This is a genomic window from Microcoleus sp. Aus8_D2 (genome assembly GCF_036702665.1).
In the GTDB taxonomy this organism is placed as follows: domain Bacteria; phylum Cyanobacteriota; class Cyanobacteriia; order Cyanobacteriales; family Microcoleaceae; genus Microcoleus.
In genome coordinates this window covers 1-26,924 of record NZ_JAUBUN010000063.1, presented here as the reverse complement: position 1 = coordinate 26,924, position 26,924 = coordinate 1, and the positions used below count along the sequence as shown (strand labels likewise).

Sequence of the window (26,924 nt, the reverse complement as noted above, 5' to 3'; positions counted from 1 at the left end):
TGTGTCGCCCTCAAAAAATCCCAAACAAATATCAACAATCGAGCGAGCGACGCACCTGACAAACTCTCCTGCGTGTAAATAAACCCAAGTAATCGAGCGGGTGTGTCGCCCTCAAAAAATCCCAAACAAATATCAACAATCGAGCGAGCGACGCACCTGACAAACTCTCCTGCGTGTAGACAACCCGGACGTTCACTCTCGCCCAAAACTTCTATATTAGCCAAACTTTAAAGTTGTTCGCGTGATTGAAATTAATCACATAAAAATTTCTATTTTCGATAAAATAAATATACCCAAAAACCTCTAAAACCGAACTTAATTTAAAATCAATCTTTTCTTTTCGTTATCTAAACGAGGATATCTAACTGCGGCAAAACTGAGCGTCCACCAGGCAATATGTGCGTATTGAGCGCAATCAAACCAAGTCACAGCAAAAACTAGATAAGCAAGAGCAACTGCTGCAATCCCGTGAAGAGAGGATTGCAGCGCTAAAGATAAATAATATCCCCAAAGTACAATACCAGCAATCAGCCCCAAAATGCCAACCGATAAAGTTGTATCCAGAATCCAATTGTGAGCTTTATAAGTAGGAATTTTAAGAGTGCTAATTTCACCTTTTATGTTAATATAGTCGTAGGTAAACTCGTTCAAGTTGACGACTCTCGGAGTTACTTGAGGATTTCTGATATAGGGATAAGCAATCCCTAAGCCGTCGAATCCCCATCCAAATAACGGGCGTTTTTTGATTCCTCTGGCTGCAAGTTCCCACATGGGCGATCGGCTGGACATGACTTGTTCGATGCTCGGTTTTTGCCAGTTGAGGGGTCTGTTAAGCGTCATTATGCCCACAGCGAGGACGCCCATCAGGGCTATACCGGTGAGAATTTTGTAGTATTGGCGATCGAGTAAATAAGCACAGGCAACAATCAAAGCTACAATTGCACTGCGGGTAGAAGTTAGCAGCAGTGCGGGAACAGCTAAAATCAAAGTAATTGCAGTTAATTTAGTATTCGTAAATCTCCAAAACCAACCGACAAGAGCAGTAATTGCCGTCAATGCTAAAACTACGGCTGCGTGGCCGCGGTGGGAGTACAATCCTATAGGTTGCTGTCCTTGAAAAATGCTGCTAGCTAGAACATCTTCTCGGATAAGTCTGCCCATTGTAGCGGTGTAGTCAATCCGCCAGTCGATGATTTGGGGGAAGATGCTAAGAGAAAGAATGATGCCACCAATTAGCAATCCTTGGAATTGGGAATTAATCAGTTGTGGCTGTATGATTAAGAGCAAGCTGTTGCTGAGGGTGAAGGCGGCAATTAACAGCCAGTACAGCCAGCCATCTCCCATTTGATCTTGACCGAAGAAAGAGGTTAAGGGAAAAGGACTTTGCAGGGTTGAGATGGCTCCGATCGAGAGAAATATTGTCCAAAGTATTAGAGAAATTTTCCATTTTCTGGAAATGGTTAGGGCTTTTCTTTGTTCCCATAAAAGAGCGAGATTGACTCCTACTATTAGCCAGATAATTAATACCTTGGGGGAAGTCCAGATGAGGCCCCGGCTGCTTCCCCAGGGGTTAATGAGAATGATGCTGAGGGCAAACAGGATGGTGTAGAGGGTTTTCATTTCTCTTTGTTTTTCCTATTTTTGAGTCTGGTAATGACAGGCAATATGGCTAGGGCAAATAAAGTTCCTAATGCGGTAGTGGGTTCGGGAACGGCTTCAGCGGGGAGGGCATCGTCGGTGTTTTTCGATGAGACTTTTTGAGTTTTTGCCGTGAGAGTATCGTCAACATACGATAGTTCTGGGTCTTGAAGTAAGTCGCTGCTGATTCCTGCCAGGTATATATCTTTCATAGTTAGCTTATGACCATTTTTGAGTGCAAAGTTCGCTGTGGAATTGTTATTTAAACCTTGATTATAAACATTTGCACTTACAGCATGAGTAGAGTTTACAGGCTCACATCCACCACCACCACTACTGGGGACACAAGGAGTGAATTTACTTGTCCAACCCCATGACATCCCATTATAAATTTTATACTTATCCACAGAATTAACTGTACCTTCAAATGAAACCAAGTATAATTCAAAATTCCAGTCATGATCGTAAACGAAACTTGGTTTTTGCTCTTGTGTGACGTTATACGGGACATCGTAGAAAGTATAGGAAGGCCATCCTGTTGCAGGGTTAAGCTCATTTGAATAGGATCCCGGATACCAAGGAAGTTTAGCAATTTCTGGATCGAGAGAGTCACGAGAAGGAATGTCAATTAGGTCGAAATATGCAGCGATTATGTTATCACTAAATTTGAGTAACTGACCGCCAGTATCAGCTTTTATTCTTTGAATCCAGTGAACAGAATCGAACCTTAGTGGCTGTTGAGGGTATCCCTCATAATCTACAAAAATAGAAGCCCCTATTCCACCAGATCTACCAGAAAAACTTGGGTCAACTTGATTTAGCTCAGCTCCGCACGAAGTTCCAGGAGTACAAGGGTAGTAAGTCTTAACATTAAAACCGCCTTCTAAATTACTACCCGGTTCAAATTGTGCAAAAGCTCCATAAGACAGTCTGAGTACATTCAAAAAATCGTCGGTTCCGCCTAACTTTATTTCTGTAATATCTTTAGTTGTAACAGTAACAGTTCCATTGATATTGAGAGCTGGAACACCTATCGGTAAAGATGCTGATTGACTTGTTGTTTGCCCTGTAAGATCAAAAGCAAAACTTGACTGGCATGTCCGCTCTATCAGTAGAATTGTCACTAAAATCGCGAGAGAGTATTTTTGAGTTTTCATGTTGGTAATTTTTCCTTTGAGCAGCTCTATTTTGCATAAAAAAGATGCTGAATGTAATGATGAGCCAAGTATTTTCAAGGCTCTACTAATTTGATTTCTACCCAAGGAGTGGAGAACTGAACTGTTAAAGCTTTTCTTTTGGGTCTGATAAATTGTCTTTTCAATCTGTCAGAATATACGATCTCGGAATGGGTATTATTGTAGGTAAATCGAATCCGATAAATACCAGGTTTGAATGATATGAATGACTGAGGATCGCTACCATTGTACTTCGATATAAATAACGTGAGCTTAGTCAAATTCCACCAGCTAAAATTTCCCACCAAAAATAATGAGAAGCTTTCTCCTGGTGGAATCCATGGAAAATTCACTTGTGTAGGAAACATATAGTTCCATCTAACGAATCCTCCAGAAGTTACTTTTTTACCATTCGAGTCAATGATTTCTAGCAGAAGATTATTCTTGCTGCTGAATGTGATGGGTTCTGAAGTTTGGTTGGTAATGCGAAGACCAAGACGTATAGGTGTAGATGTGTATGTCCGATTTTCTGGTATGTTGAATACCCGAGTTGGTAATACAGCTTCAAAGCGGATACCATTGACTTCAACTGCATTATTTTCTGTCGATTTAACTACGGGCAATTCAGCGATCTTGCCCGTACTTTTTTTTTCCGAATCCACGAACATAATTTTTAGCCACGGACTAGATAATCGACCTGTTAAAACTCCTTCCATGTGCTTAGATTCGAGGATTTTCATGTCTTCAGATGTGGTCTCTTCATCAGTATTGCTATATTTCAATCGAATCTGAAAAGTACCCGGTTTCGGTGAAAAAACAAAAAATATTTTCGACCTATCATCTGTGACTTTTATTCCTAACACCTTCTTATTAGCAATCTTATAACTGTGCAAGAAACCTTGCCAGATTAATGTAAGATTTTGTTTGGGTGGAATTAAAGGAAAGTCGGCTTCAGTAAATGTTAGAGGTCGGAATTTAAGTATTTCAGGGAAAATAAATTCGTTATTTAACCCCAGGACTTCAGGCATCAGGCTATCCCTGCGAATTCGCACCGGTGCAGATGTGTTATTGGTGATGCAAATACCAAATTCTATGGGTGTGGGAGCGCTTTCGGCGTCTTTGGGTATTGTTAACAACCGATCGGGTATTACTGTTTCAAAGGTGACGCCATCTGCTGCCACTGCATTGCGATCGGCTAAGCGGACAGATACTAATTCAGTATTTTTGCCTGCGAGCGTATTTCTTGCAGCCAAGAATTCGGGAGAAGGATGAGCTACTGCTACTCCTCCAGACAGAACTAAAGCTATCAGAAATAGAAAAAAATACTTCATCATTTCGCCCCCTGAATTACCCAACAATCAGCGGAAAAACCAGAACCACACCCCCGCACCAATTACCATCAGCCAAAATAACTTCCCACCACGGCACTCGAATCCCCAGGCTGTTCAACCAAAGTATACCTGTAATATCCCAACACAGGTTGACAATCATTATTTTGTAGTGGGGAACTCGGCCAAGTAGGGGTAGATCTCTGCCAATAATTGTCTGGCATACTTTGCCCTCTACTGGGCAGATAGCCGTAAGTTAAATTCAGCTTTAAACGAGGAGGTAAGTGTTCTTGAAGAGCCAGTTCTTTCTGCGTCACCTGCACAAACTCTGACTTCAGTTCCGTGGTGCGATGAGGCCCTACTGTTCGATCGCAATTGATACAAAACTGATTGCAAGTAAGCTTTTGAGGCTGAGGACAGTGAAATTTATCGCAGTAATGTTTTTCGCCGTGATGCGTTTGCGAGTAGTTCATAACCATGCTTTTCATTTCCTGATTAATGAGTTGACAGACAGACAACAATCTCAATCCTGATTTGACTATTCTTGGCTGGGACGGTCTTTGAGTTTTTTAATTACAGGTAATACAGAAGCGAACTATTCGTACTTGGTTAGGCACAATTTTTTCAAATCGGATGCCATCAACTTCGACAGCATTCTTATTAAAAAAATCTCTTTCTGTGATGATGCTTTCCCTCCTTAGGAATGAGAATTAAATAACTTACACAAGTTTGTGGAGTGGCCGGGTTCTCCCGCCCACTCCACAATAACAATTAAAGTTGTAAGTTATTTAATTCGCGCTCCTTATTCCCTCATCCTAACGGTTTTCGATTGGGTGAAGATATCGGGCAAAGGACGGGGAAATATCTTGTCCCTGCTGTATTTAAGAGGATTGAAAACTGCTCGATCTATTATTGTAGCGGATGTACTAGAAAAACCGCTCCCCTCGCCCTCCGCAACCAGCAAGTGTCTCAGATCACAAGACCGGTCGATCGCCCTCACTGCCCAAAAACCTAAAAATATGTCAAATTAAGTAAGGGGTAATAAAATAACTCTTGCCATATCCGTAGACAGTTATGACAACAAAACTAAGAGCTACAGACACAGACAAAATGGAGATAGACTTGCAGCAGTTCAGGGCAGACCAAGAACTGATACTCAACCAAGTAGATAATGCGATCGCTCTGTTCGACTCGTCTGACAACTTAGTTTTGTTTAACAAAAAATTGGCCGGGACTTGGGGACTGTCCCCAGAATGGCTGGCAACCCAGCCCAAGTGCGAGTTGCTGTTTGCCGAAATTGTCGATCGCGGTTACTTGTCGCTTCAGCAGTGGGAAGAGTTTCAGCAAGCGCTACAAAAATCTCAGGATGAAAGTTTATCATTCTATTTCGAGCAATCCAATGCCGTTTGTTTGGAAGTCTTCGCCACAATTACCAACAGCGGCGGGCGGCTGTTTACCTTTCGAGACGTTACCGTATACCAAAACTCCCAAGCTAGCTTGAACGCAGAAGTCAGGCGGCTGACATTTATGTTAGGTTTAACCGAACGCCTGCAAAAATCTCACAGTTTGCAAGAAATAGGTCAGTTTGCCCTCAGCTATCTGGTAGAAGCGACGAATGCTGCTTTCGGAGATGTGAAAGTGATTAGCGGTAAGGGAAAAGAGCGACAAGCGGCGGCAATTTCCAACCAAGTTTCTACTCAATTTCTCGCTAGTTACGGGGAACCAGTCGCCGCCGGAATGCAAGAATTGCTCGACAAAGGCATTCCCTACGGCACCGGTTTGCTGTGGGAAGTGGTGGAAACCGGTCAAGCTTTGTTTATCGATGATTATGCCCAACATCCCAATGCTGTGCCGCAATTTCGACATCCGGGAATCGGACAATTGGGCATTTTTCCGATCGCATCTACCGACGGCACCATCATCGGAGTGCTAACGCTGGAGTCGCGCAACGTCAAAAAACTGCAAGCCTCCCTCCACCAAGAAGTGCTCACGGCTGCTTGTCGGACTCTGGGGACGGCGATCGAGCGGGCTCAAACACAAGAAAACCTGCGCCAAGTTAACGAACAGTTAGAGTATTCTTCTCAGTTAAAATCTGAGTTTTTAGCCTCGATGTCGCACGAGTTGCGGACGCCTCTTAACAGCATTCTCGGGTTTTCAGACTTGCTGCTGCGCCAAACATCCGGCCAGTTGAGCGATCGACAAATCAACTATGTAGAACTGATCGAAAAAAGCGGCCAGCACTTGTTGCAGCTAATCAACGATATTCTCGACCTTTCTAAAATAGAAGCGGGGAAAGTAGAACTAAATTTACAGCCGGTGCGCGTTCACGAACTAGCCACAGATTGTCTGAAAATGATTCAGCCGCGCGCAGACAAAAAGCGGATTGCTTTGTCTTTAGAACTAGACTACCGAATTACTAAAGTTTTGCTCGACGAGCGGCGAATGCGACAAATTGTGATTAATTTACTTTCCAATGCGATCAAATTTACACCCGAACGGGGACAAGTTAAACTCAGCGGGCGTTTAGCCTACGGCAATGAAATTAATGGCGATTACCGCCCTGATTGTTCTCCTGTAAATGCCAGCACTCCTTACTTTTGTCTTGAGGTGAAAGACTCGGGTATCGGCATTCCTCAGGATCGCTGGCACTTGCTATTCCGACCTTTTCAACAGGTGGATTCTTCCCTGACTAGGCGCCACGAAGGTACAGGTTTGGGTTTGGCTTTGACTAAGCGTCTGGCGGAATTGCACGGCGGAACTGTTTCTTTTCAATCAGTTTGCGATCGCGGCAGTCAGTTCCGCGTTTGGCTGCCTTTGACGGAGATGCGTCAAGAGTTAGGCAGCTTTGCTGCTTGTACTTTGGATTCTAAGTTAGTTCCTGCTTCTGCGATCGCATTACCAATTGGCAGCAAGCGGATTTTGGTGGTGGAAGATCAGCCTTTTAACCAAATGTTAATTTCAGAAGTGATGGAATTGGAGGGCTACGGGGTAGAGATTATCGCCGATGGTTCGTCGATGCTCGATCGCATCCTTGCCGCCTCTACTGCGCCGGAGTTGCTGCCGGATTTGATTTTGATGGACATTCAATTGCCGGATGTTGACGGGTTTGAGTTGATGCGCCGAGTCAAAGCAGATCCTGTCTGGAAGTCAGTACCGATGATTGCGGTAACGGCGATGGCGATGGCTGGCGACTGCGATCGTTGTTTGGAAGCTGGCGCTTCGGCTTATTTGAGCAAGCCGCTGGATCTGAATTTGGCGATCGCTACAGTCCGTTCTTTTCTTACTTAAACAGCATTTATAGCCTTTATCATAAAGATCAGGTACGTTGTTGGGCTTGGGCCCTCTTAGCATAGATTATACGGCAAGCGAGATACACGCCAAAAACTCCAATCACAATCATACTCACCTATCTGAGAAAGGCTATATACAAAGCTTCTAAAAGTATACGTTTTCACTCACGCCGAGTATGACAAGGAAACCTGGAAAAATGACTATTACTTTTGACCTAAAAATTTACAGTAGCTTGCTCTCTCAATATCAGCCTCGAATTATCAAGACTGAAGAGGAAAACGAAATATTTTTGGAGATTGTTGAAGAATTACTTTCTCGTCAAAATCTGACTCCAGAAGAAGATGCGCTGTTAGAATTGCTGGTAAAACTGATTGAGGATTTTGAATATAAGCACTATCAACTTAATACATCAACCCCCAAGTCAAGGCTGCTGCATTTGATGGATGCTCGGAGTCTAGAAGCAGAGGATTTAGTAGAAATTATGGGTTCGAGTCAGGCGGTAGTTGAGGTAATTAGCGATCGGCTAGAAATCAGCAAGAAGCAAGCTGAGGCTTTGGGGAGGTTTTTTCACGTCTATCCGGGGTTGTTTCTGTTCAATTAGGCGATCGGACTCTGTAATTTCCCGGAGGGCGATCGCATTCAAGATTAATTTGGCGAGGGTGCGGTGGGAGCGATCACTTACCTCTTATTTCTAAAAGGGAATACCTAGTAGTCCACTCTCATCACTTTCATCTGTAAGTCTAAGTCTTACAAAGGAATTAAAATCAAAATCTGCTGCAAACTCGGAGTATGGAACCATATCAGAGTTCAAAGTACAGATATACTGAAAGCCACATCTTCTAGATTCTCTATCGGCCAATTCAAGAGCAAATCTCACTTGTCTCTCATCAACACCATCAAAAATTGTACTGTCATGAATTAGTATACGTGGTGAAGGATCGCGTTCAGACCAAAGCTGTGCAAGCATTAAGTCGTAACAAAATATTTTCATGTTATCGATACCTTCACTACCATCACGACTAATGTCTACCTTGAACTGAAAACCATTGTCACCTACATTAATAATTAATCTTCCTGGGGCATCGTAAAGAAATCGAGAGTTTGTATTGAATAACTCCATAGCTTTTTCTGCTTGAGCACGTCGTTCTTGATAATCACGACGTGCACGTTGTAATAAGCGTACTTTTTCAATCTTTAAAGAACTTTTTCCTTCTTCAAATCTATTTAAATCTTCGATGCGTTTATTAATCTCGTTTAGATTAGATACAGTTTCTAGATAAAGTTCTTGGAGTCTTGTGTACTCCTCTAAAGCACCATGTGTTTGTAGCACTTCCAATAAAGAAGCACGTTCTTCGGTTTTTTCACGTATGAGACGTTCTCTAGATGATATGTCTCTCCTAATGCGCTCAATTTCAGCAGATAAAAAATCACGCCGATTCTCGATAAGTATACGATGAAATGTTTCTACTTCTTCCAATCTTCTAACTACTAAACCAGGGAGATCAATACCAACACTTTCGTATATACGAGTTACATCTTCTGCAGAGGGTTCATTTTCTGATTCCAGGCTAGATTGATAAAATTCTAATAATTTAAGATCGGCAATATTGTCATTAGTAGTTTCATGAATTTCCGCAGTCAACCGATTAGCATTAGCCTCTAGTTCGTGGTATTGAGAAGCTACGCGAAAATTACTTAAGGTTTTTTTTCTCTCACGTAACTGTGACTCAACTTGAACTTTTAAAGCTTCGAGTTCGCCTAGAGAACCAAATATGCCAATTGCAACTCCTGTTTCTGTATCTTTCTTAAGTTTTTTGATATCATCTAGTAATTTCTGCCGATCCTTTAAAAGTTGTAAATCTCTCGCGTCTTCCCAAGCTAAACCTAGCAGAAAAGCATTATTAACTTGCTTGTCCCACTCTAGCTGCTTTCTGTGATGTTCAAACGGAGTAGAAAATGCATCTCGTGCGCGACGAATAAAATAAGAAATTAGACCTCTAAACTTAGGTAAAAATTTTTTATCTTTGTCTTCATTATCACTTGGCAAACCAAACAAAAGGGTTCCCAGTATTGCCTTCCAATGTGTCAGGCTCATAATTCTTTGCCCTTCTTTTTCTTTTGGCTGAATGTGCCACGAATTAGTATCTCCTTCAATTACTATCTTAGAATGTTCATCAGTGCTTCTAGTAACTCTTATAACTTGATTTGCAAGTGTCAACTCTAGGCTAAAATCCCAACCTCGTAAATTGTTAGATCCTAGTCCTTTAGCTTTTGGTAATGTAGATCCAAGGCAAAAGTGAATTATTTCAATTAAAGTTGATTTACCTAAACCATTACGGGAGTCTTTGCTTCCAGACTCTTCTGTACGATCGGCCAAGACTACATTAAAGCCTGGTCTAAATTCGACAGCTTTAAATGAAGCATGATTACAGCGAATAGAACGAATCATCGACAACACCTACGAAGTAGCCCTGCATCCATTTCAATTGCTCCAATAGCGTACAAGAGATCGAGAGTCAAAACAAACCGTTCAAAGGTAGCGACTTCGGGCATAGTAGAAACAGCACTCCAAAGTGATGAGACTGTACGCGGATAGTGCAATTGTTCTATTATTTTAGCACCTACCCCCAACAGAGAACGACGGGTAGATATGTGTTTGGTAGGTAAAATCCTTGAGTAGTTATAGATAGAAGCTGTCTCTGTAGAAATGGTCATCTTTCAAAGACCTCGCACTTTTCAAAAAGATAGTAAAGAACTGCTAACCCTGCTGCTTGTAGATCGTAGTCTGAGCTACAATTACAAGAAAACTTATGTAATGCATTAAATAGAGCATTTCCCTCTAGTCCTTTTGATTGGAGTCTTTCATATTCCCTCACGAATCCTGCTGTGAGTTTTTCAGGAAAGTCAGGAATTACATTGACCATGTTATTAACAAAGCTGTTAACCATCTTGGCTTGAATCACCCCGGTCATTAGTCTTGATTGAGCAACCCCAGTAAGTTGATTCTTCAACATTTTTTCCACAGGGGTAATAACGAGGAAGTTAGCATCAGAAGGTATTGGCATACAAATAATTCCCTTTGTTACCATATCTAACTCTCTGAATGTAATATTGGTCATTGCGCTAACAAGAGAATTTTGCTCTTGTTGACTTTTACAGAGGGAATCTAATTCGCTTTGATAATTAGTAACCCTACTTTTGACTTCCTGAATTTGCTTCTGTAATTTGTTTTTATGCTGTGGATCTTGAGCATCACGCAAATCATCTTCAAATTGCTTCTGTAGTGTTAATTCCTCTTTTATGTGTTCTTGTAAATCATGCTTACGCTGCTGGTGCGACTCCACTATTTATGCTCCTTTAACTGGCGCCACCAGCTTTTGCCAAGCCTCTTTGAGGTTTATTCCTGTACCAAGTTCCCATTCACCTTCATAGTCCAAGATAAAAGGAATAATAGGCAGCGCAACCTTCAATCTATGCTTGAAATCCATTTGTGGCGCATTAATTATTTCGGCGATTGCTTGCTGGCTAACAGGTAGGGTAACACCGCGTTGTTGTAATATCATTAAACTCTGCTGGATGCTCGGTAAAATATTCTGCATTTCTGCTTCTGATATTTTGTTGGCTTCTATCGCATCTAATACAGCAGAAATCGTAATTACTTGAGATTGATCCAACCGCTCTGTGATGGCAAATATTATATTTTTTTCACTAGCGCTATAGCGGGATAGCAATCTTTGTCGCAGGTTATTAATGTTTTCAAAAATCGCTTCCTGACCAGCAGATAGTCTTTCTAATCTGTTGTTCATCTGTTGTAACTCGATAGCTACGCTTTGCATTTGTACAGTGGGTTCACCAGTTATATGCTGATGCAGTTGCTCGTATTCCTGCTGATAGCGATTCGCTGATTCCCTTAATTGTTCAATTGCTCGATTGTATTTACTCTTGCGACGTGGATCATCTTCATAGTGCAACTCATCTTCGTAGTCTTTGAGTAAAGCTAAATCTCGTTTAATATTATCGTCCAAATCTTTCAGTCGCCGGGTAAGGTTCGATATTTCCATTGGATCTGCCTTTTGCCTTTACAAAAATGGTTATTAAATAATGTAGCACTTGGCGCACCTGTTCTAACCTAGGATCGCACTCCTCATACCTCCTATAAAAATGAAGCAGCGATCGCACTCACTCCTCAAAAGAACCATCCCCAAGCAATTCCAACAACTCATCCCAAGAACAGCCAAATGTGTCCTTAATACGGCTAACTGGGTCTATTTCTATCTTCGCCATTGGCTGCATAGCATAACGGCGAACGGTATTGTATGGGACACCTGAACGCCTGCTGAGTTCGCTCAGGCTCCAGTTCCGCTCCTCGCTAAGCTCTTTTACTTTGATTTTTACTCTGTACATACTCATTAGCTTATGAGTATTTCAGTGTCAGCACTAGAACTCTCATGTACACATATTGAAAACTACATATTGACGTATACACGCTAACGTCATAAAATGAATAATCAAGTCAAAAGCCAGCGCCTCTACCTACCAAGTGTCCGCGCTGGCTCTGGCTCCCTTATGCAATGGAGACAAAAACCATTATGACCTATAAAGAGTGCCTCAAGCCTTGGGCGGTTGCCCGTTTGCTGCCCAATTTGCAATGGGCGATTGTCGGGCGATACCGCAATCGATCGGACGGCGACGGACATCTTCAGTTGTGTCGCCAGCGAGTCCCCGATATCCGAATGAAAGTTGTGTTTGCTTTGCCCGATCGCACTAATTTGACACCTCAGGGCCGATAACCGACGTAGGAATCGGTTTTTTAGGCACTTCTGGACACACTTCTGACAAAGAAACCGGGTTTTTTACCCTTACTGCGGACTACAGCAGAGGATTTTCGTATCAAACCCGGTTTCTGGCCACCCTACCTCTACGGACTATTAGGGATACTCCTGCACGCATTTTTCACGGTGTAGCAAAGCCTTGAGATTGCTTCGTCAGCCTCGCAATGACAGAAATACGTTTTTTTTGCCTAAGTCCTCAGGGGAAAAAAGACAGCCCCGCTTGAGCCTGTCTTCGATCGCACTATTGTATTTGCCACTGCTGTCCTACTTTGTCAACTATCACTAATGCTGGTTTCACTGCCACAGAAGTGTAATTTATTACATTTCATCATGCAAAACGCTAAACTCAATAGTAGAGAAATATTTAGATTGAAGCTAAAATCAACTTATATTAAGCAAACTCAACTATTTCGGCGATCGATCGGGGGCATCTCTTTTCAGGAACGAGGAGAAAGGCTAAGGAATACAACACAATCAGTTCTGGACGCGATTAGACTAAAGAAAGCGGGTTTTTTACCCGGATTAAAAGTCTGGATGCAGTATTTTCGGAAAAAATCCGATTTCTAGGCGATCGTGCGTCAATCCTAGCTAAATACCTCAATCCTTCGTCCTTGCCGATCGGTGACCAAACTTTACCTATCATATTCCATGTCAAACAAGTCGCCCTGCATCATGTTGGTTGATGACGAGCCAGATAATCTAATTTTATTGGAAGAATTATTGCACGTGAAAGGATACGCCACAGTATCAGCGCTATCCGGCGATGAAGCGCTATCCCTTGCCCGCCAATCTCGACCAGATTTAATTTTACTGGATATTATGATGCCGGACATGAACGGTTTTGATGTGTGCGAGATCCTGCGGCAGGATACGGCATTGCAAACTGTACCGGTAATTTTTTTGACTGCTCTCGATGACGACACCTCTCGCCTGCGAGGGTTGGAAATGATGGCCGATGATTATTTAACCAAGCCATTTAACAGTCGCTTGCTGCTGGCGAAAGTTGAAAATATTTTGCAGTTGAGTCAAATGCGATCGCAAGTTGTGTCTTCCCAGTTCAACCAGCAGGTAAAAGAGCAAAGCAAGCGCCAAATTGCCGCAGCCTGGGAGGCCAACAAATATCTTTCCGAAAAATTTCAGCTATTTGTCCCGGAACAGCTTCTCGAACGCATTGCCCCGAAAGGGATAGAATCAATTCAGTTGGGCAATGTCACAGAAGAAGAGCTGACTATTCTATTTTGCGACATTCGCGGCTTTACGGCGATCGCCGAATCTCAAGAAGCACGCGAAACCTTTGAATGGTTGAACGCTTTTTTTACGAAAATGAACGATTGCATCACATCCCACGGCGGGTTTATTGACAAATACCTAGGCGATGCCATCATGGCAGTATTTGACCAGCCGCATTCTCACGCAATAAATGCGATCGAAGCGGCAGTAGCAATGCAAGAAAGTTTACAGGAATTTAATGCGATCCGCCACAAATACAATTTAGAATTTCCCGTCAATATTGGTACGGGAATTAACACGGGTATCGGCATGATTGGCACGTTAGGTTCCGATCGCCGGATGGACTCTACAGTCATCGGCGATGTGGTAAATACAGCTTCTCGCTTAGAAAATTTAACCAAAATCTACGGTTGCCAAATTATTGTTAGCGAAAATGCGATCGTTCATGCCAGAGAATTTCTCAACAACATACATCCGAACTCAAACTCACAAGAAAGTCTATTATTAAAGTGCGACTTGGAAGCCGAAACACCGGAGAGGATGATTGCAACTTCTCACGCAACAGCAGCAGACAGCCATTCGCCCAGCAACAATTACTACTATCGCTGGATCGATCGAGTAACCCCGCGTGGCAAACAGCAAGCCATTGAAATCTACGAAATCTGGCCCGCCTCCAGTCCCGACTCCGAGGCGAAGCAGCTTACCCAAGCTTTATTTGATAAAGGAATTCAAGGATGGCAATCCGAAAGATTTGCCGCCGCCTTAGGATATTTTCAGCAACTAATCGCACAAAATCCCGCTGATACAGTTGTCCGTTTTTATATAGAAAAATGCCAGGAAAAACTAGGTCTTATACCTACAAATACTAGCTCAGACATGAGCTAAATAAAACAGGTTCGTAGTAAGGACAAAGCGTCCGTTCCGAGGTTCGTAGTAAGGACAAAGCGTCCGTTCCGAGGTTCGTAGTAAGGACAAAGCGTCCGTTCCGAGGTTCGTAATGAGGACAAAGCGCCCGTTCCGAGGTTCGTAATGAGGACAAAGCGTCCGTTCCCAGGTTCGTAGTGAGGACAAAGCGTCCGTTCCGAGGTTCGTAGTGAGGACAAAGCGTCCGTTCCGAGGTTTATAGTAAGGACTTCAGCCCTCAGTCTCAGCGCCAATCAGCACTAAAGTCCTCACTACGAACCTATCAGAACATTCTCATGTTAGCGTACATCTAACCAAGGACTAAAGTCCTCACTACGAACCTATCAGAACATTCTCATTTTAGCGTACATCTAACCAAGGACTAAAGTCCTCACTACGAACCTATCAGAACATTCTCATTTTAGTACAGATCAAACAGTTGTCAAAACTTGCTCTCTCAATTTCCCAATCAACTCATTAACACCGCCCGCATTCAAACGGTAACTCAAAGGATGACCGATCAAATAAGCCGAACTCTGAAACAAAACATCAATTTCCACCAAACCATTTTCGCGCAAAGTTTTGCCAGTCGAAACCAAATCCACAATCGCCTCTGACATACCCGTAATCGGCCCCAACTCCACAGAACCGTAAAGCGGCACAATTTCCACCGGCAAATTCAAATTGTGAAAATATTCCCTCGCACAGTGCACGAACTTAGAAGCAACTCTACCGTGAGGAGGCAAATCCACACTGCGCCGATAAGAACTAGATTCCTTCACCGCCACCGACAACCGACACTTGCCAAAATTTAAATCAATTAAATTGGCAACTTTCGGAGTTTTTTCCCGCAAAACATCATAACCCGCAATTCCCAAATCAGCTTGACCGTATTCCACATAAACCGGCACGTCGTGCGTCCTTACTAGCAAAGCTTTTGCCGTTCCTGTCGTGTCATAAATTTGCAGTTGGCGGTTAGAGGAATCGAGAAAAGCACTGAAATCTAATCCAACAGATTTAAACAGCCGAATGCTATCTCCTAACAGCCCGCCTTTGGGAAGTGCTACGGTAATCATATTGATCTGAATTGTAAATTGCTGAGTTTGGGATTCGGAATCGGCGCTGCCCCAGCGGAAACAGCTTTTTCCTCAATAACAATACCACAAAATGTTCAAATATCAAAACAAATTTAGGTATTGCTAATAATTGTGTTTGTGTATATATTGTATTGATACCAATTTAATGTGAAGTTGCACATATTCCGCTCCCCCTAAATCCCCCTTAATAAGGGGAGTAGGGGTTGACTTTGATAAAAATCTTGTCCCACCCCCTACTCCCCTTATTAAGGGGGAGTAGGGGGCAAGTTAAGGGGGGATCGGATTCGGGAGTAGCCTCATCAAAAATTGATATGAGGCTTGGTTAAATCGGATTTTATTAATGATTGTCTGCTGAATATATAATAGCTGAAAGCAAAAATATGACCAAACTAACTCTGGTAATCGGCAACAAAAATTATTCGTCTTGGTCGCTGCGCCCTTGGCTGGCGATGAAACAAGCTGGGCTGGAATTTGCCGAAGTGAGAATTCCCCTAGACGGGGCGATAACCCACGCAGAAATTCGGCGCTATTCTCCCTCGGGAAAGGTGCCAGTTTTAATTGACGGCGACTTGAAAGTGTGGGAATCTTTAGCAATTTGCGAATACGTTGCGGAACGCTTTGCAAATCATTTGTGGCCGGCGGATGTAGCCCAAAGGGCGATCGCCCGTTCCATCTGCGCCGAAATGCACGCGGGGTTCCAAAATCTCCGCGAAAATATGCCGATGGACTGTCGCAACCGCTATCCGGGCGAAGGGATGACTCCCGGTGTCGAAGCAGAGATCGATCGCATCTTAGCCATTTGGCGCGAATGCCGCCTAAAATTCGGAACAGGTGGCGATATGCTGTTCGGACAATTCACAATTGCTGACGCCATGTTTGCGCCCGTTGTCATGCGTTTTGTCACCTACGAAGTCAAATTATATGCAGAAACAAAAGCTTATGCCGATGCGCTGTTGGCACTACCTGCAATGCAGGAATGGCTAGCAGCAGCTTACACCGAATCCGAAAATATTCCACATCTTAAAATCTAGCAAAAATTAGTTTGCTTAATCTAGTTTGCGATCGCAACCTCACCACATATCGGGCAACCACGGAGAGTTTGCCCTACAAAACCTGCTTGTTGGCAAGCTTTCCGTAATTCATGCTCAAATCTAAAATCTAAAATCTAAAATCAGAATGCGGATTCTTTTAGTTGATGATGAAGTTGAGTTAACTGACCCTTTGAGTCGAGTATTAAGCCGCGAAGGTTATACCGTTGATGTGGCATTTGACGGGACAAATGGCAGCAATTTAGCAATGCAGGGAAATTACGATTTGCTAATTCTGGATTGGATGCTACCGAGACAAACCGGATTGGCAATTTGTCAGAATTTGCGATCGCAAGGGCGGAATACCCCAGTCCTATTTCTCACCGCCAAAGACACCATAGACGATCGCGTACAGGGACTCGATGCAGGCGCAGACGACTATCTAGTCAAGCCCTTTGAACTGCGAGAGCTCCTCGCCAGAGTTCGCGCCTTGCTGCGGCGGCCCCCTACTTTTGACGCCGAAGTGGCTGTCGGGCGGCTGCAAGTTGCAGATTTACAGCTAGACTACGACAATCAAATAGCCTATCGGGGCGATCGGACAATTGACCTATCAGAAAAAGAATGTCAGTTATTAGAATACTTAATGCGACATCCCGGTCAATTGCTAACACACGAACAAATCCACCAATATTTGTGGAGTGAAGCCGAAAAACCCAGCAGCAACGTATTAGCAGCTCAAATTCGTCTCCTGCGCCGCAAAATAGAAGCACCCGGCGAATCCGTCCTAATTCACACAGTCTACGGCAGAGGTTATCGCTTTGCAGAAGCCACTTAATAATATGAACAGTCCTCCTTTTCCATCTTCCTTCGTGTCCTTCGCGTCTTCGCGGTTCCATCTTCTTTCTTCCATCTTCCTTCAGAAGCCTGATTCCTTCACACTCCAAACCAGCCCCTACGGATCTTGACAAACCAAAGTAATTACTGTCACCTCCGGCGGACAAAATAGCCTCCCCGGCGCATAAGTTCCCAAACCGCGATTCACGTACAGCAAATTACTCCCAACCCGATGCAAACCGCTAGCCCATTCCCAGTGACTAACTACTCGATCGCAAGCCGACATAAAAGGAATCCACTTGCGGAGTCGTACAGGAGTCAAATAGCCAATTTTTCTCACCCAAGCATACAAAGGCCCGATACCAGGAATCACAATTTGACCTCCATGAGTGTGTCCCGAAAACTGCAAATCAATCCGCCACTGTTGCAGATGTTCAGCAGTATCAGGATTGTGAGACAATACAATCCGAGGAATCGCCGGATTGATTGATGCCATTACAGGCGCAGGTGCAAAATCGCCAGACCAAAAATCTGCAAACCCAACTAAAGCCAATTCAGACCCCAAAGGATAAATCGCTTCATTGTACAAAACCCGAATACCTGCGTTATTCAAAGCATTAGCAACCTGAATTTTCCCCCCTGGATAATAGTGATCGTGATTGCCCAAAACAGCGTAAATTCCCACCCGAATTTGCAAGTTTTTCAATCGCTGCACTAAGCCGTATATAGGTGCAGGATCGTAGGTAATAAAATCTCCGGTTAAAAAAATCAAGTCTGGTTCCGCTTCATTAGCCGCCACAATCGCCTCTTCTAGCAACCATTCCGACAGCCGCTCCCCGTCATAGTGAAAGTCCGTAAGCTGTACAATTTTAGTACCCGATAGATTTGCTGGAAGATTAGCGATCGGTATTGTTAAACACTCTACCCGCAGTTTCCCAGTGAATAACCTGTGCATAAATCTAAGGTTTATTGACAGAGCGCAACCTCTAGTTTAGCAAATAAACAAGCAAGAGTGCAAAAATCGATAGTTTTCCCTCTTGATTCTGCCATCTGACTTAATAACGGGAGCATCTCAGTTTTGATTTTGTAGTCGGAGCGTCATCGCTCGCATGGGGTTAGAAAAGTAAGCGAGCGATGATGCTCGCACTCAAACAAAAAAAACATTTTTACCAAGGTGATATGCTATTATTCATAACTGGTGAATGAGCAATACTTCGGACAGTTTTTAAGCAGCGAGAGTACCAGAGGATAGGACGCTCCGATAGGTTCGGGTGATTTAAAATTAAGTTAGGGTCTAAATCTAACTTTTTAATAAAGGTGTAAAGTAGATGGCGATTGAATTGCCTGCGTTTATAAGAGCAGGTTGAAAACACGAAGGGAGTCGGAGACAAATGACGATTACGAGCATCATATTTGGCTAAATTTAAAGCAATTAAACTGGCATTAAAATGAAAATCAAGGCGTTGACTACTACGAGATTGACAGTCGGATAAACCCGTAAATTGTTTGGCCTCACGAAAAATGAACTCAATCTGGAAACGTGCCTGGTAATAAGGAAAGTATTTGCTCGGCTGGCAGATTAATATCCGTACTAAACAATAAAATATTTTTAATTTGACCGTTGGGTTGAAGTTCAGAAATCACAGCTAAACGTATTTTACATTTTAAACAACAACTCCATACTACTAATGAATAAAGATTAACATCTGGCTTAATTATTTTGACAAAAATTGAATTTTTCAAATTATTGCAGTCAACCTTGCCATCATATTTCTTAGGGGCTCCCCGTTTATTTCTTTCGCCTGTATAGATATAATTTAAGTCGGCATTACTCCTTAATTTGCTAATCAAATTTAACTCTGTATCCCGTACAGCCTGACAGAACTTAGCGCGGCAATAATAACCGTCAGCTACCAAATAACGTACAGATTCTGGCAATAAAGAACGAGTGTTCTTTAAATGTTTGGCATAGTCATCAACTCTTGTCCACTCCGGGGTTGAGCTTGATTGAATTATTTTTTTAGTCCGTTTTTTTGAGTGTTTTTTCAGTTTGGTAGTAACGGGATTTTTCGGTAGCTCTGTCGGAGGACGCCACGGGGTCTGTTGTACACTTAGACTATAAGATAAATGAGTTTCAACTTCGACTACAGAAATCACAGAAATTTCTAATCCCTCGGAATGTCTGCTTTGTACACCATTATAAAAACTAGCTTTACCTTCAGTTTTTTTGCCACTTTTGGGAATAAAAGAACAATCGATAACTGCAATAAGTGTTCGCTCACGATCTAAGGATTGATTGATAAAAGCTTTATTAAATTCCGGAAAATCAAAGCTTTTAAAAAAGTGGCGACGATAGGTTTTTTCACTTCCAGAGCTATAACGACCCAGATTGGTAAAATTCACTTTTCCATAAACAAGTAAAATGGTCGAAAATAAAATCACCATAAACTTCTTTTGGGGCAAGACTCAATACCTGGCATTTGTTGTAAAATAGATTCAAGAATATTCATGAGGCAGTTTTTTAAGTTCGTGTGTTTTTTGAGCTTAACCTAAAAATTGCCTTTTTTTTATTTTGGGTTCAGATTCTCATGACTTTTTTAGCTCTGCGAGCAGAGCGTCCCTCTTCCAAAACAGTCCGAAGTATTGAATGAGAACTACTAACTAATTATTTATAAATAAATTGCTTGAGACCAAAAGTGGTTTAATGTGCGAATTATTTCTAATAATTAGGTTTGTATCCAAGACTATACTAATGACTGCTGACTGCTGACTGCTGACAACTGACAACTGATACCATTTTGACAAAAGATTGCTACACAATAAATGTTGTGTTTGGTCGATCGTACCATTGTGGTTAGGTGCGTCGCGAGCAGAATTGTCGATATGTAGATAGGGATTTTTCACAGGCGACGCACCCTACACGCCTACTGTTGCATTAATTTTTTAAATTGGTATGACAACTGACAACTGACAACTGACAACTGACAACTGACTGCTGACTTCAATTTTGATAAATCACCTCAAAAGTTTCGATAGCTTTTTTCTTACCTTTAACTATCACAGAGCCAATTTTCCTAAATTCAAATATATCTTGAGTAGCGCTGTAAACGCTGTCGCTGACCAAAATTTGTCCTCCCTCAGCCATTGACTGCAACCTAGATGCAATATTCACCTCATCCCCTATGGCAGTATAATCCATGTGCTGCGGCGAACCAATATTACCAACAACAACCTCTCCCGAACTAATGCCAATACCAGTCAGAAAATTATCCGCAATCCAAGGCACCGACATCCTCCTAATCCGGCGCTGCATATCGATCGCAGTTTCGATCGCCTTCCTTTCGCGATCGGCCACCTCCGAAGGCGCCCCAAACATTGCCACAATCATATCTCCCACAAACTTATTCACAGTACCTTCATGACTAAAAATTACCTCTACCATCTCCGTGAAATATTCATTTAAATACATCACTATTTTTTCAGCAGGCAGCTCTTCACACTTAGTAGTAAAATCTCTAATATCCGAAAAGAGAATCGTTATATTGCGCTTAGTTGGATTGAGAGAAATATCTCCTTTAGCTTCGATAACTGCTCGCACCACCTGGGGAGAAAGGTATCTTTCCAAATTATTTTTAATTCGTTCTTCCTTCAGTTTACTTTCATGTAAAAGCGCATTCTCGATCGCCGCCGCCGCTTGCGATGCCAAAGCCGTAAATAATTTTAAATCTTGTGCCGTATAGTTGACAAGTTGGTTATGACTAATATTGATCGCGCCGATCGTACCGTTCTGGGTTGTTAGAGGTGCACAAATCATAGAACGCATCTCCTTATCTCCCGGAACATATCTGGGATCGGACAAGACATCATTGACTATTTCAGCTTTACCAGAAACAAGAATATGACCTGCTATCCCTATATTGGGGCCGATTGTTGTTTGGCGGTTATACTCTTTGCCACGGGCAGAAATTATCTCCAATTTACCTATTTTTTTATTCATTAGCATGACTGAAATATTGGTAGATTCAATCAACTTGTTAGCTTCAGTTACTACCAATTTAACAACCTCATAAACTCCCAAGCAAGTAGATATTTTGCGGGAAAAATCGTACAAAAAATTAACTTCTTCATACTTCTCTAAAGTATCCACAGCCAAAATTCTTATATTCAAGTCTGCACTGGCAGCATAACTCAGCATATCCGCAATAAATGCTACTTTTTGGCTTCCTGTTACGTAACCGATAACTTCATCGGCTAGGATGATAGGATAACTATTTAAAGAGGTCTGACCGTCTTCGCCAAACACAATAGTTCCTTCAACATTCCGAATAGCCATCGGAGTATCTAAAACACCGAGCGCGCCCTCAAGAATCGCCCGAAAATCTTTCTTAGAAATCATTTTTTTGAGATTGATGCGAACCATTTACTTTGCTATTAGTCATGAGTGAGCCGTTCGTTAGTCATTAATTTTTAACCAGCCAGTCGATTTGAGATTTTTCGATTCTTCGACTTCGCGATCGAACAATTTTGATATTTTATATTGACTATAAAGATGAATATAGGAGCTTGAACTTGGGTCTAAAGTTTGGGGAACTCCACGACAGGAGTCGGTGGATTGTATCGATTTTTGGGCGGCGTCACCAAGGACCAAAAACCCAAGACTATTCTTGTTAATTCATGATGTACCTCTCGCTACATCTGTGCAGTCAAACCCAGAACTTCCCTAGCTTTGAGCAGCACTTCTTTCGGGCGAAAAGGTTTAGTCATATAAAGATTTGCCCCCACAGCCATACCGCTTTGCTTATCATATTCTTGTCCCTTAGCTGTCAACATAATAATGTAAACGTCCTCCATACCTAGTTCATTTTTAACCGTATTGCATACCTCTAACCCGCTCATTTTCGGCATCATCACATCGAGAAAAACCAAATCAGGCTTTTCTTCTTTAATTATGTTCAATGCTTCCAGTCCATCTTTCGCCGTCAGCAACTCTACATCATCCTCATCTTCCAACTTTTCCAAAGCCTGCTCCATCAAAATCAGAATATTCGGTTCATCATCCACAATTAAAACTTTTTTCACACCAATTCCTCCTTAATTTGTTTGTTGTACCCGTTATCCTCGGCAAGATCTCCAAAAACAATTATGGATACATTTTCCAAGCCCTTAGTCAGCCGCAACTTTTTGACCAATTCTTGCTCTTGAGATAATGCTTCGTCAATAATAATCAAATCCGGCTCGATCGATCTAACTCGATCGAGGCATTCTCGAAAATCAGATGCCTCGATCACATTATATCCCTGAAAAACCAACGCATCCCACAAAGTTTTGAGAGTACAAGCATGGCTCACAACCATCAACACCGTCTTGTTTGACATCCCTTCCTGAAGCAGCAAGCCGATCTCCTTCAACAGTCCGGCTACATTTATAGGCTTGCTAAAATAGCTATCAACCCCCACGCAGCAGCCTCTTTTTTGGTCTTGAATCTGGGAGACGACGAGCGTCGGAATCCCCCGAGTTTCCGGGTCATTTTGGAGAACTGCCGCGACATCAAAACCGTCGATGTGAGGCATCATTACATCTAAAATAATCAGATCCGGTTTGACTGCTTTAGCCTGAGAAATAGCATCTATACCGTTAATTGCCTCCGCGACTTTGTACCCTTCTTCTTCCAGTGACTGCCTCAGCATTTCCCGGATGTTAGGCTCATCGTCAACAACTAAAATATGCTGGCATTCTTTAACACTGCTGGAAGTTCTGCTGACAACTTGCTGTTTTATTTGCCCGATTAAATCATTGATATTTTTGCATTTTTCCACCAAATTAATATCTTTTACTAGCGGTATACTAAAGCAAAAAGTGCTGCCCCTGCCCAACTCGCTTTCTAGCCAAATTCTACCGCCGTGGTGTTCAACAATTTGTTTAGAAATTGGTAGGCCCAAGCCAGTGCCTTTCGGCTTTTCTGTCAAGATATCTCCCACTTGTTTAAATCTTTCAAAAACTTTGCTTTGGTCTTCTGGTGCAATACCGATGCCAGTATCGATAATGCTAATAACCAGCTCGTCACTCTCTACTCTTGCCCGACAGGTGACAGAACCTGATTCTGTGAACTTGACTGCATTCGAGATTAAATTAATCGAGACTTGAATCATGCGATCGCGATCTACTAATACCTGCGGCAGTCCGGGGGTAAAATCTTTAATCAACTTCAAATTATTCTTTTCTAATAAAGATGACGTAGCAGCGATCGCCTGTTTTAAGATTTGCACTGGATTGGTCGGCACTAACTGCCATTCAACCCGCCCCGCTTCCATCTTAGCAATATCCAAAACATCATTAATTAAAGATGTCAACCGCTCAGCTTCTGACACAATAATGTTGATATTGTCTCCAACTTTATTCAAGGCTTTTTTAATTTTTTTGTCTTCGGCTGGCACTCCGGGAACAATCACTTCTTCTAGTTTTTCTTTAATCAGCGAAGCAAAACCCAAAACCGAAGTTAAAGGCGTCCGCAGTTCGTGAGAAACTGTAGCCAGAAAATCTGTTTTCATCCGGTCAACTTCTCGTTCCACCGTCACATCTCTAATCAAAATCACCGAACCGAGAGAGCGATCCGCTTCGTCTTTCACCGCTTCTTTGAGAATAGTTGTTGCTAGAGCTTGACCGATCCTAGAATTTCCCAGTTCCACTTCCAGCGTCACAATTTCTCCCTCTCGATGTTCAGTAGCCTCAACCAATTGTGCTAATTTTTTAGGAAAAATTTCGGATACTTTTTTTCCCTTCAGATCGACATCTTTCAATTCAAACATTGCCAGCAGGGCTGGGTTAAATCTGGTAATTTTAGCCTCAATGTCAGTGACTAATAACCCATCAGCCAAATTGTCAACGATCGCATTTAAGTCTGCCAAAGTCGTCCGCAATTCCCAGGACTGCTTTTTAGTGCGATCGAGCAATTCTGCTTGGTGCATAGCTACTCCCAATTGACTGCCAACCTGAGCCAGCAACCTCACTTCTCCCGCTTCCCACTCACGGGGGCCCGAGTTCTGGTAAGCTGCTAGCAAACCCCAGAGATTTTCCCCCACAAAAACAGGCGCTACACAATATGCTTTGGCTTGAATTTGTTCGAGAATTTCGACATGACATGGAGAGTGACCAATTGTGTAGATGTCATTAACTACAAAAATTTCTTGATGGCGATACCGGCCGCCCTGAGTTTTTTGCAAATAATCATCTTCCCAGACTGTTTTAACTTTGTCAGTTACTAAAGGTATCCAACCTTCTGCTACCGACTCCGACACATATTCCCCGCTCCAGTCTGGAAAAAAACGGTAAACTCCTACCCGATCGCAGTTGAGGATTTGCCGCACTTCTTGAGTCGTAGCGCTAAATATTTGGTCAATATTTAGCGTCTGGCGAATCCGTTCAATTACTCTAGTTAAAGTGCGTTCCTGTTCTGCTGCTTTCGCCTGCTGTTTAGCTTGAAATTGTATTTGTTCTAGGTACTCAGACTGCTGCAAAGCCACTCCCAAATGAGTGCCAATCTGATTCAGCAACTTGACTTCCGTTTCTTCCCAGTGCCGCGCACCTCTATGTTGAAAGGCACTGAGCAATCCCCAGAGTTTCTCTCCTTTAAAAATCGAAACTACCGCACAGGATTTGACGCCAAAATATTCTAAAGCTTCTATATGACAATCGCTTTGACCGGCATTGTAGATATCATCAGCGATAAAGGTTTCGGCGCACCGGAAGCGACCTCCTTGGTGTTCGTTTAAGTAGGGGTCTTCCCAACCGCTGCCTACCAATTTCGGCCAATTGCCCGATTCAGATTCAAAGATAAAGTCGCCGAAATAGTCTTCACGGAATTGATAAATGGCAATGCGATCGACTTTCAAAAGTTTGCGCACTTCTGTCGCTGCTGTCTGGAAAATTGTTTCCATATCTAAGGTTTGGCGGATCTTGTCAATCATCCGAGTTATGGCTCGTTCTCGGTCTGCTTCCTTAACCAGCTCTTCAGTGCGTTTTCGCAATTGATCCTCCAGAGTAGTCTGGAGTGCTGTTGACCGCCTCTTGGCTTCATCTAAAAGTTTGGCTTGCTGTATTGCTACTCCTAAATGCACCGCAATTTGACTGACAAACTCAATTTCATCTTGGTGCCAAGCGCGCGGGGATCGACACTGGTGAATGCACAGCAATCCCCAAAGTTTATTTATTTTGACTAAAGGTACGATTAAGTTTGCTTTGACATTAAATTGAGCAAGGACAGCAATATGGCAATCGCTCAATCCGGCTTGATTGATATCATTTATTGCCTGAACTCTTCCTTGCTGATACTGCATTGAATATTGTTGGCCAAAGCAGTGATCGTGCACTTTTACAGATTTTACTGAATCAAACTCGGGCAGCACGTCTTCTGACACAAATTCCCCGTCGTCAAATCCTGAATTCGGGTAAAATTGAAAGATTGCCACTCGATCGGCATTCAGCAGTTGGCGAACTTCCCTAGCTGTTGATTTAAAAATAATATCTAAGTCTAGCGACTCCCGAATTTTGGTCACTACAGCAAACAGCGCCTTTTGTTTGGCAACTATAGCGGGTTCTGGTTTAGTGACCGACTCTAGTTCGGCAAGGCGCGCTTTAAGGGTTTCTACCTCGCTTTTGAGGGACTCGTAATCTTCGGCATCTAATACTACATAATTTTCTGACATGAGTTTGACTCTCTTGTGGTTAGTTTATTAAGTATTCATAGTTGTTTATTTTGATAAGTATTAACTAAATTATATTTTTTTCAACAAACTTTCGACAAGATTTGCTCTGATGGTTTCACGACTACCAACTAACGCTCAGTGCGCTAGATGTGCGATCGCACTAGCTCAATTGTCGATCGAACGCTGCCCTGATTGCGTTGGTCTTACCTGCCCAACTGCTACAGCATTTTTATGATATATGACTTGCGTGACAAGCTGTTTAAAACGCGCTCAGTCGCCTTCAGAATGGGATTCCCCGCCCCGCATCTATATTTTTTGGCAATTTTAAAAGCTCAGACATAGCGCCGCATCCCGATCGCGCGCGGCTACCACGGAGAAGATGTCCCCTACAAAACACTATATATACATTGCGACAACTGCGAGGGATTGCCCCTACAGCATCAATCTGGCCTACGAGCACCACAGTCCGCAACGGGTTAGCGTGCGGGTTCCACCAGCAATAATCGGCTTTTGTCGCCTCTCCATCGTTTCATCAGCTTTCCTGATGACCCTCATCAGTTAAACTGTCGTTACACCCCTTTACAAACCTTAACGATACCGTTAATAATAGAGACATCATCCGAACATTGAAAAACCAATAGCAATCATAAACACATGACAGCAACCTTACAACAGCGCGAAAGTGCTAATATCTGGTCGCAGTTTTGCAACTGGGTAACATCAACCGACAACCGCATTTATGTAGGTTGGTTCGGAGTCTTGATGATTCCCACCTTGCTCACGGCCACCATCTGCTACGTAATCGCCTTCATCGCTGCTCCTCCAGTGGACATCGACGGCATCCGCGAACCAGTAGCTGGTTCCTT

General features: G+C 42.8%; 23 protein-coding genes and 1 pseudogene. 7 read left to right on the top strand and 17 right to left on the bottom strand.

Annotation, left to right across the window (positions count from 1 at the left end):
- From QUB64_RS30310 to QUB64_RS30290, 5 genes are all read right to left on the bottom strand, one after another.
- The coding region (locus QUB64_RS30310) for a hypothetical protein (protein WP_333277656.1) at positions 1-224 on the bottom strand (224 nt) is incomplete at its 3' end.
- 91 nt (positions 225-315) lie between these two features.
- On the bottom strand, positions 316-1,620 hold the full coding sequence (locus tag QUB64_RS30305) for an O-antigen ligase family protein (protein ID WP_333277654.1): 1,305 nt from the start codon (positions 1,618-1,620) through the stop codon (positions 316-318).
- A complete protein-coding gene (locus QUB64_RS30300; protein ID WP_333277652.1) occupies positions 1,617-2,795 on the bottom strand; it encodes a hypothetical protein in 1,179 nt (392 codons plus the stop codon). The genes QUB64_RS30305 and QUB64_RS30300 overlap by 4 nt, the downstream gene beginning before the upstream one ends.
- Before the next feature lie 74 nt (positions 2,796-2,869).
- Positions 2,870-4,147, bottom strand: a complete 1,278-nt coding sequence (locus QUB64_RS30295; RefSeq protein WP_333277650.1) for a hypothetical protein — start codon at positions 4,145-4,147, stop codon at positions 2,870-2,872.
- Positions 4,148-4,212: 65 nt separating this feature from the next.
- The gene (locus QUB64_RS30290) at positions 4,213-4,614 is read right to left on the bottom strand and encodes a hypothetical protein (RefSeq protein ID WP_333277648.1); all 402 of its coding nucleotides are present in this window, start codon (positions 4,612-4,614) and stop codon (positions 4,213-4,215) included.
- Positions 4,615-5,215: 601 nt separating this feature from the next.
- On the opposite strand from QUB64_RS30290, the gene QUB64_RS30285 reads away from it, so the two are divergent.
- Together QUB64_RS30285 and QUB64_RS30280 are read left to right on the top strand one after the other, a co-directional pair.
- The gene (locus QUB64_RS30285; RefSeq protein ID WP_333277646.1) at positions 5,216-7,429 is read left to right on the top strand and encodes a hybrid sensor histidine kinase/response regulator; all 2,214 of its coding nucleotides are present in this window, start codon (positions 5,216-5,218) and stop codon (positions 7,427-7,429) included.
- 199 nt (positions 7,430-7,628) lie between these two features.
- Positions 7,629-8,033 (top strand): helix-turn-helix domain-containing protein, encoded by a 405-nt coding sequence (locus QUB64_RS30280; RefSeq protein ID WP_333277644.1) that lies wholly within the window; start codon positions 7,629-7,631, stop codon positions 8,031-8,033.
- A 90-nt stretch (positions 8,034-8,123) separates the two neighbouring features.
- On the opposite strand, the gene QUB64_RS30275 is transcribed toward QUB64_RS30280, so the two are convergent.
- The 5 genes from QUB64_RS30275 to QUB64_RS30260 form a co-directional block, all read right to left on the bottom strand.
- On the bottom strand, positions 8,124-9,881 hold the full coding sequence (locus QUB64_RS30275; protein WP_333277642.1) for an ABC-three component system protein: 1,758 nt from the start codon (positions 9,879-9,881) through the stop codon (positions 8,124-8,126).
- Entirely contained in the window at positions 9,878-10,147 is a 270-nt protein-coding gene (locus QUB64_RS33120; protein WP_369124829.1) for an ABC-three component system middle component 6, read from the bottom strand. Before QUB64_RS33120 ends, QUB64_RS30275 begins: the two co-directional genes overlap by 4 nt.
- Positions 10,144-10,776: a hypothetical protein gene (locus QUB64_RS30270; RefSeq protein ID WP_333277640.1), complete on the bottom strand. Its 633-nt coding sequence runs from the start codon at positions 10,774-10,776 to the stop codon at positions 10,144-10,146. The genes QUB64_RS33120 and QUB64_RS30270 overlap by 4 nt, the downstream gene beginning before the upstream one ends.
- 3 nt (positions 10,777-10,779) lie before the next feature.
- A complete protein-coding gene (locus QUB64_RS30265) occupies positions 10,780-11,493 on the bottom strand; it encodes a hypothetical protein (protein ID WP_333277638.1) in 714 nt (237 codons plus the stop codon).
- 118 nt (positions 11,494-11,611) lie between these two features.
- Positions 11,612-11,836: a helix-turn-helix domain-containing protein gene (locus tag QUB64_RS30260; protein WP_333277636.1), complete on the bottom strand. Its 225-nt coding sequence runs from the start codon at positions 11,834-11,836 to the stop codon at positions 11,612-11,614.
- A gap of 185 nt (positions 11,837-12,021) precedes the next feature.
- On the opposite strand from QUB64_RS30260, the gene QUB64_RS30255 reads away from it, so the two are divergent.
- Positions 12,022-12,222, top strand: coding sequence for a hypothetical protein (locus tag QUB64_RS30255; RefSeq protein ID WP_333277634.1), 201 nt, complete (start codon positions 12,022-12,024; stop codon positions 12,220-12,222).
- A 690-nt stretch (positions 12,223-12,912) separates the two neighbouring features.
- On the top strand, positions 12,913-14,379 hold the full coding sequence (locus QUB64_RS30250; protein ID WP_333277632.1) for a response regulator: 1,467 nt from the start codon (positions 12,913-12,915) through the stop codon (positions 14,377-14,379).
- A 449-nt stretch (positions 14,380-14,828) separates the two neighbouring features.
- Here the strand turns inward: QUB64_RS30250 and hisG are convergent, their stop codons facing one another.
- Positions 14,829-15,473: an ATP phosphoribosyltransferase gene (gene hisG / locus QUB64_RS30245; protein ID WP_333277630.1), complete on the bottom strand. Its 645-nt coding sequence runs from the start codon at positions 15,471-15,473 to the stop codon at positions 14,829-14,831.
- Between the two features lie 401 nt (positions 15,474-15,874).
- Between hisG and QUB64_RS30240 the strand changes: the two genes are divergently transcribed.
- Both QUB64_RS30240 and rppA read left to right on the top strand, forming a co-directional pair.
- Entirely contained in the window at positions 15,875-16,525 is a 651-nt protein-coding gene (locus QUB64_RS30240; RefSeq protein WP_333277628.1) for a glutathione S-transferase family protein, read from the top strand.
- 145 nt (positions 16,526-16,670) lie between these two features.
- Complete coding sequence (gene rppA / locus QUB64_RS30235) at positions 16,671-17,357, top strand: two-component system response regulator RppA (protein ID WP_333277626.1); 687 nt, start codon at positions 16,671-16,673, stop codon at positions 17,355-17,357.
- Positions 17,358-17,474: 117 nt separating this feature from the next.
- Here rppA and QUB64_RS30230 read toward each other — a convergent pair whose 3' ends face one another.
- From QUB64_RS30230 to QUB64_RS30205, 6 genes are all read right to left on the bottom strand, one after another.
- Positions 17,475-18,311 (bottom strand): metallophosphoesterase, encoded by an 837-nt coding sequence (locus QUB64_RS30230; protein WP_333277624.1) that lies wholly within the window; start codon positions 18,309-18,311, stop codon positions 17,475-17,477.
- Between the two features lie 211 nt (positions 18,312-18,522).
- On the bottom strand, positions 18,523-18,879 hold the full coding sequence (locus QUB64_RS30225; protein ID WP_333277677.1) for a hypothetical protein: 357 nt from the start codon (positions 18,877-18,879) through the stop codon (positions 18,523-18,525).
- A gap of 4 nt (positions 18,880-18,883) precedes the next feature.
- A complete protein-coding gene (locus QUB64_RS30220) occupies positions 18,884-19,801 on the bottom strand; it encodes a transposase (RefSeq protein ID WP_333277621.1) in 918 nt (305 codons plus the stop codon).
- A gap of 556 nt (positions 19,802-20,357) precedes the next feature.
- Entirely contained in the window at positions 20,358-21,776 is a 1,419-nt protein-coding gene (locus tag QUB64_RS30215) for an adenylate/guanylate cyclase domain-containing protein (RefSeq protein WP_333277619.1), read from the bottom strand.
- Between the two features lie 269 nt (positions 21,777-22,045).
- Positions 22,046-22,435, bottom strand: coding sequence for a response regulator transcription factor (locus QUB64_RS30210; RefSeq protein ID WP_333277617.1), 390 nt, complete (start codon positions 22,433-22,435; stop codon positions 22,046-22,048).
- Entirely contained in the window at positions 22,432-26,058 is a 3,627-nt protein-coding gene (locus QUB64_RS30205; RefSeq protein WP_333277615.1) for a GAF domain-containing protein, read from the bottom strand. The genes QUB64_RS30210 and QUB64_RS30205 overlap by 4 nt, the downstream gene beginning before the upstream one ends.
- Positions 26,059-26,712: 654 nt before the next feature.
- Here QUB64_RS30205 and QUB64_RS30200 point away from each other — a divergent pair.
- Positions 26,713-26,924: pseudogene (locus QUB64_RS30200) on the top strand (photosystem II q(b) protein); the annotation flags it as partial.

What these genes read in the sequence shown, in the direction of transcription:
- QUB64_RS30205 (WP_333277615.1), bottom strand. Translation starts at nt 26,058, where the DNA reads ATGTCAGAAAATTATGTAGTATTAGATGCCGAAGATTACGAGTCCCTC.
- QUB64_RS30260 (WP_333277636.1), bottom strand. Translation starts at nt 11,836, where the DNA reads ATGTACAGAGTAAAAATCAAAGTAAAAGAGCTTAGCGAGGAGCGGAAC.
- QUB64_RS30265 (WP_333277638.1), bottom strand. Translation starts at nt 11,493, where the DNA reads ATGGAAATATCGAACCTTACCCGGCGACTGAAAGATTTGGACGATAAT.
- QUB64_RS30295 (WP_333277650.1), bottom strand. Translation starts at nt 4,147, where the DNA reads ATGATGAAGTATTTTTTTCTATTTCTGATAGCTTTAGTTCTGTCTGGA.
- QUB64_RS30240 (WP_333277628.1), top strand. Translation starts at nt 15,875, where the DNA reads ATGACCAAACTAACTCTGGTAATCGGCAACAAAAATTATTCGTCTTGG.
- QUB64_RS30280 (WP_333277644.1), top strand. Translation starts at nt 7,629, where the DNA reads ATGACTATTACTTTTGACCTAAAAATTTACAGTAGCTTGCTCTCTCAA.
- QUB64_RS30220 (WP_333277621.1), bottom strand. Translation starts at nt 19,801, where the DNA reads ATGGTGATTTTATTTTCGACCATTTTACTTGTTTATGGAAAAGTGAAT.
- QUB64_RS30230 (WP_333277624.1), bottom strand. Translation starts at nt 18,311, where the DNA reads ATGCACAGGTTATTCACTGGGAAACTGCGGGTAGAGTGTTTAACAATA.
- QUB64_RS30255 (WP_333277634.1), top strand. Translation starts at nt 12,022, where the DNA reads ATGACCTATAAAGAGTGCCTCAAGCCTTGGGCGGTTGCCCGTTTGCTG.
- QUB64_RS30285 (WP_333277646.1), top strand. Translation starts at nt 5,216, where the DNA reads ATGACAACAAAACTAAGAGCTACAGACACAGACAAAATGGAGATAGAC.
- QUB64_RS30305 (WP_333277654.1), bottom strand. Translation starts at nt 1,620, where the DNA reads ATGAAAACCCTCTACACCATCCTGTTTGCCCTCAGCATCATTCTCATT.
- QUB64_RS33120 (WP_369124829.1), bottom strand. Translation starts at nt 10,147, where the DNA reads ATGACCATTTCTACAGAGACAGCTTCTATCTATAACTACTCAAGGATT.
- QUB64_RS30215 (WP_333277619.1), bottom strand. Translation starts at nt 21,776, where the DNA reads ATGGTTCGCATCAATCTCAAAAAAATGATTTCTAAGAAAGATTTTCGG.
- QUB64_RS30290 (WP_333277648.1), bottom strand. Translation starts at nt 4,614, where the DNA reads ATGAACTACTCGCAAACGCATCACGGCGAAAAACATTACTGCGATAAA.
- QUB64_RS30250 (WP_333277632.1), top strand. Translation starts at nt 12,913, where the DNA reads ATGTCAAACAAGTCGCCCTGCATCATGTTGGTTGATGACGAGCCAGAT.
- hisG (WP_333277630.1), bottom strand. Translation starts at nt 15,473, where the DNA reads ATGATTACCGTAGCACTTCCCAAAGGCGGGCTGTTAGGAGATAGCATT.
- rppA (WP_333277626.1), top strand. Translation starts at nt 16,671, where the DNA reads ATGCGGATTCTTTTAGTTGATGATGAAGTTGAGTTAACTGACCCTTTG.
- QUB64_RS30275 (WP_333277642.1), bottom strand. Translation starts at nt 9,881, where the DNA reads ATGATTCGTTCTATTCGCTGTAATCATGCTTCATTTAAAGCTGTCGAA.
- QUB64_RS30300 (WP_333277652.1), bottom strand. Translation starts at nt 2,795, where the DNA reads ATGAAAACTCAAAAATACTCTCTCGCGATTTTAGTGACAATTCTACTG.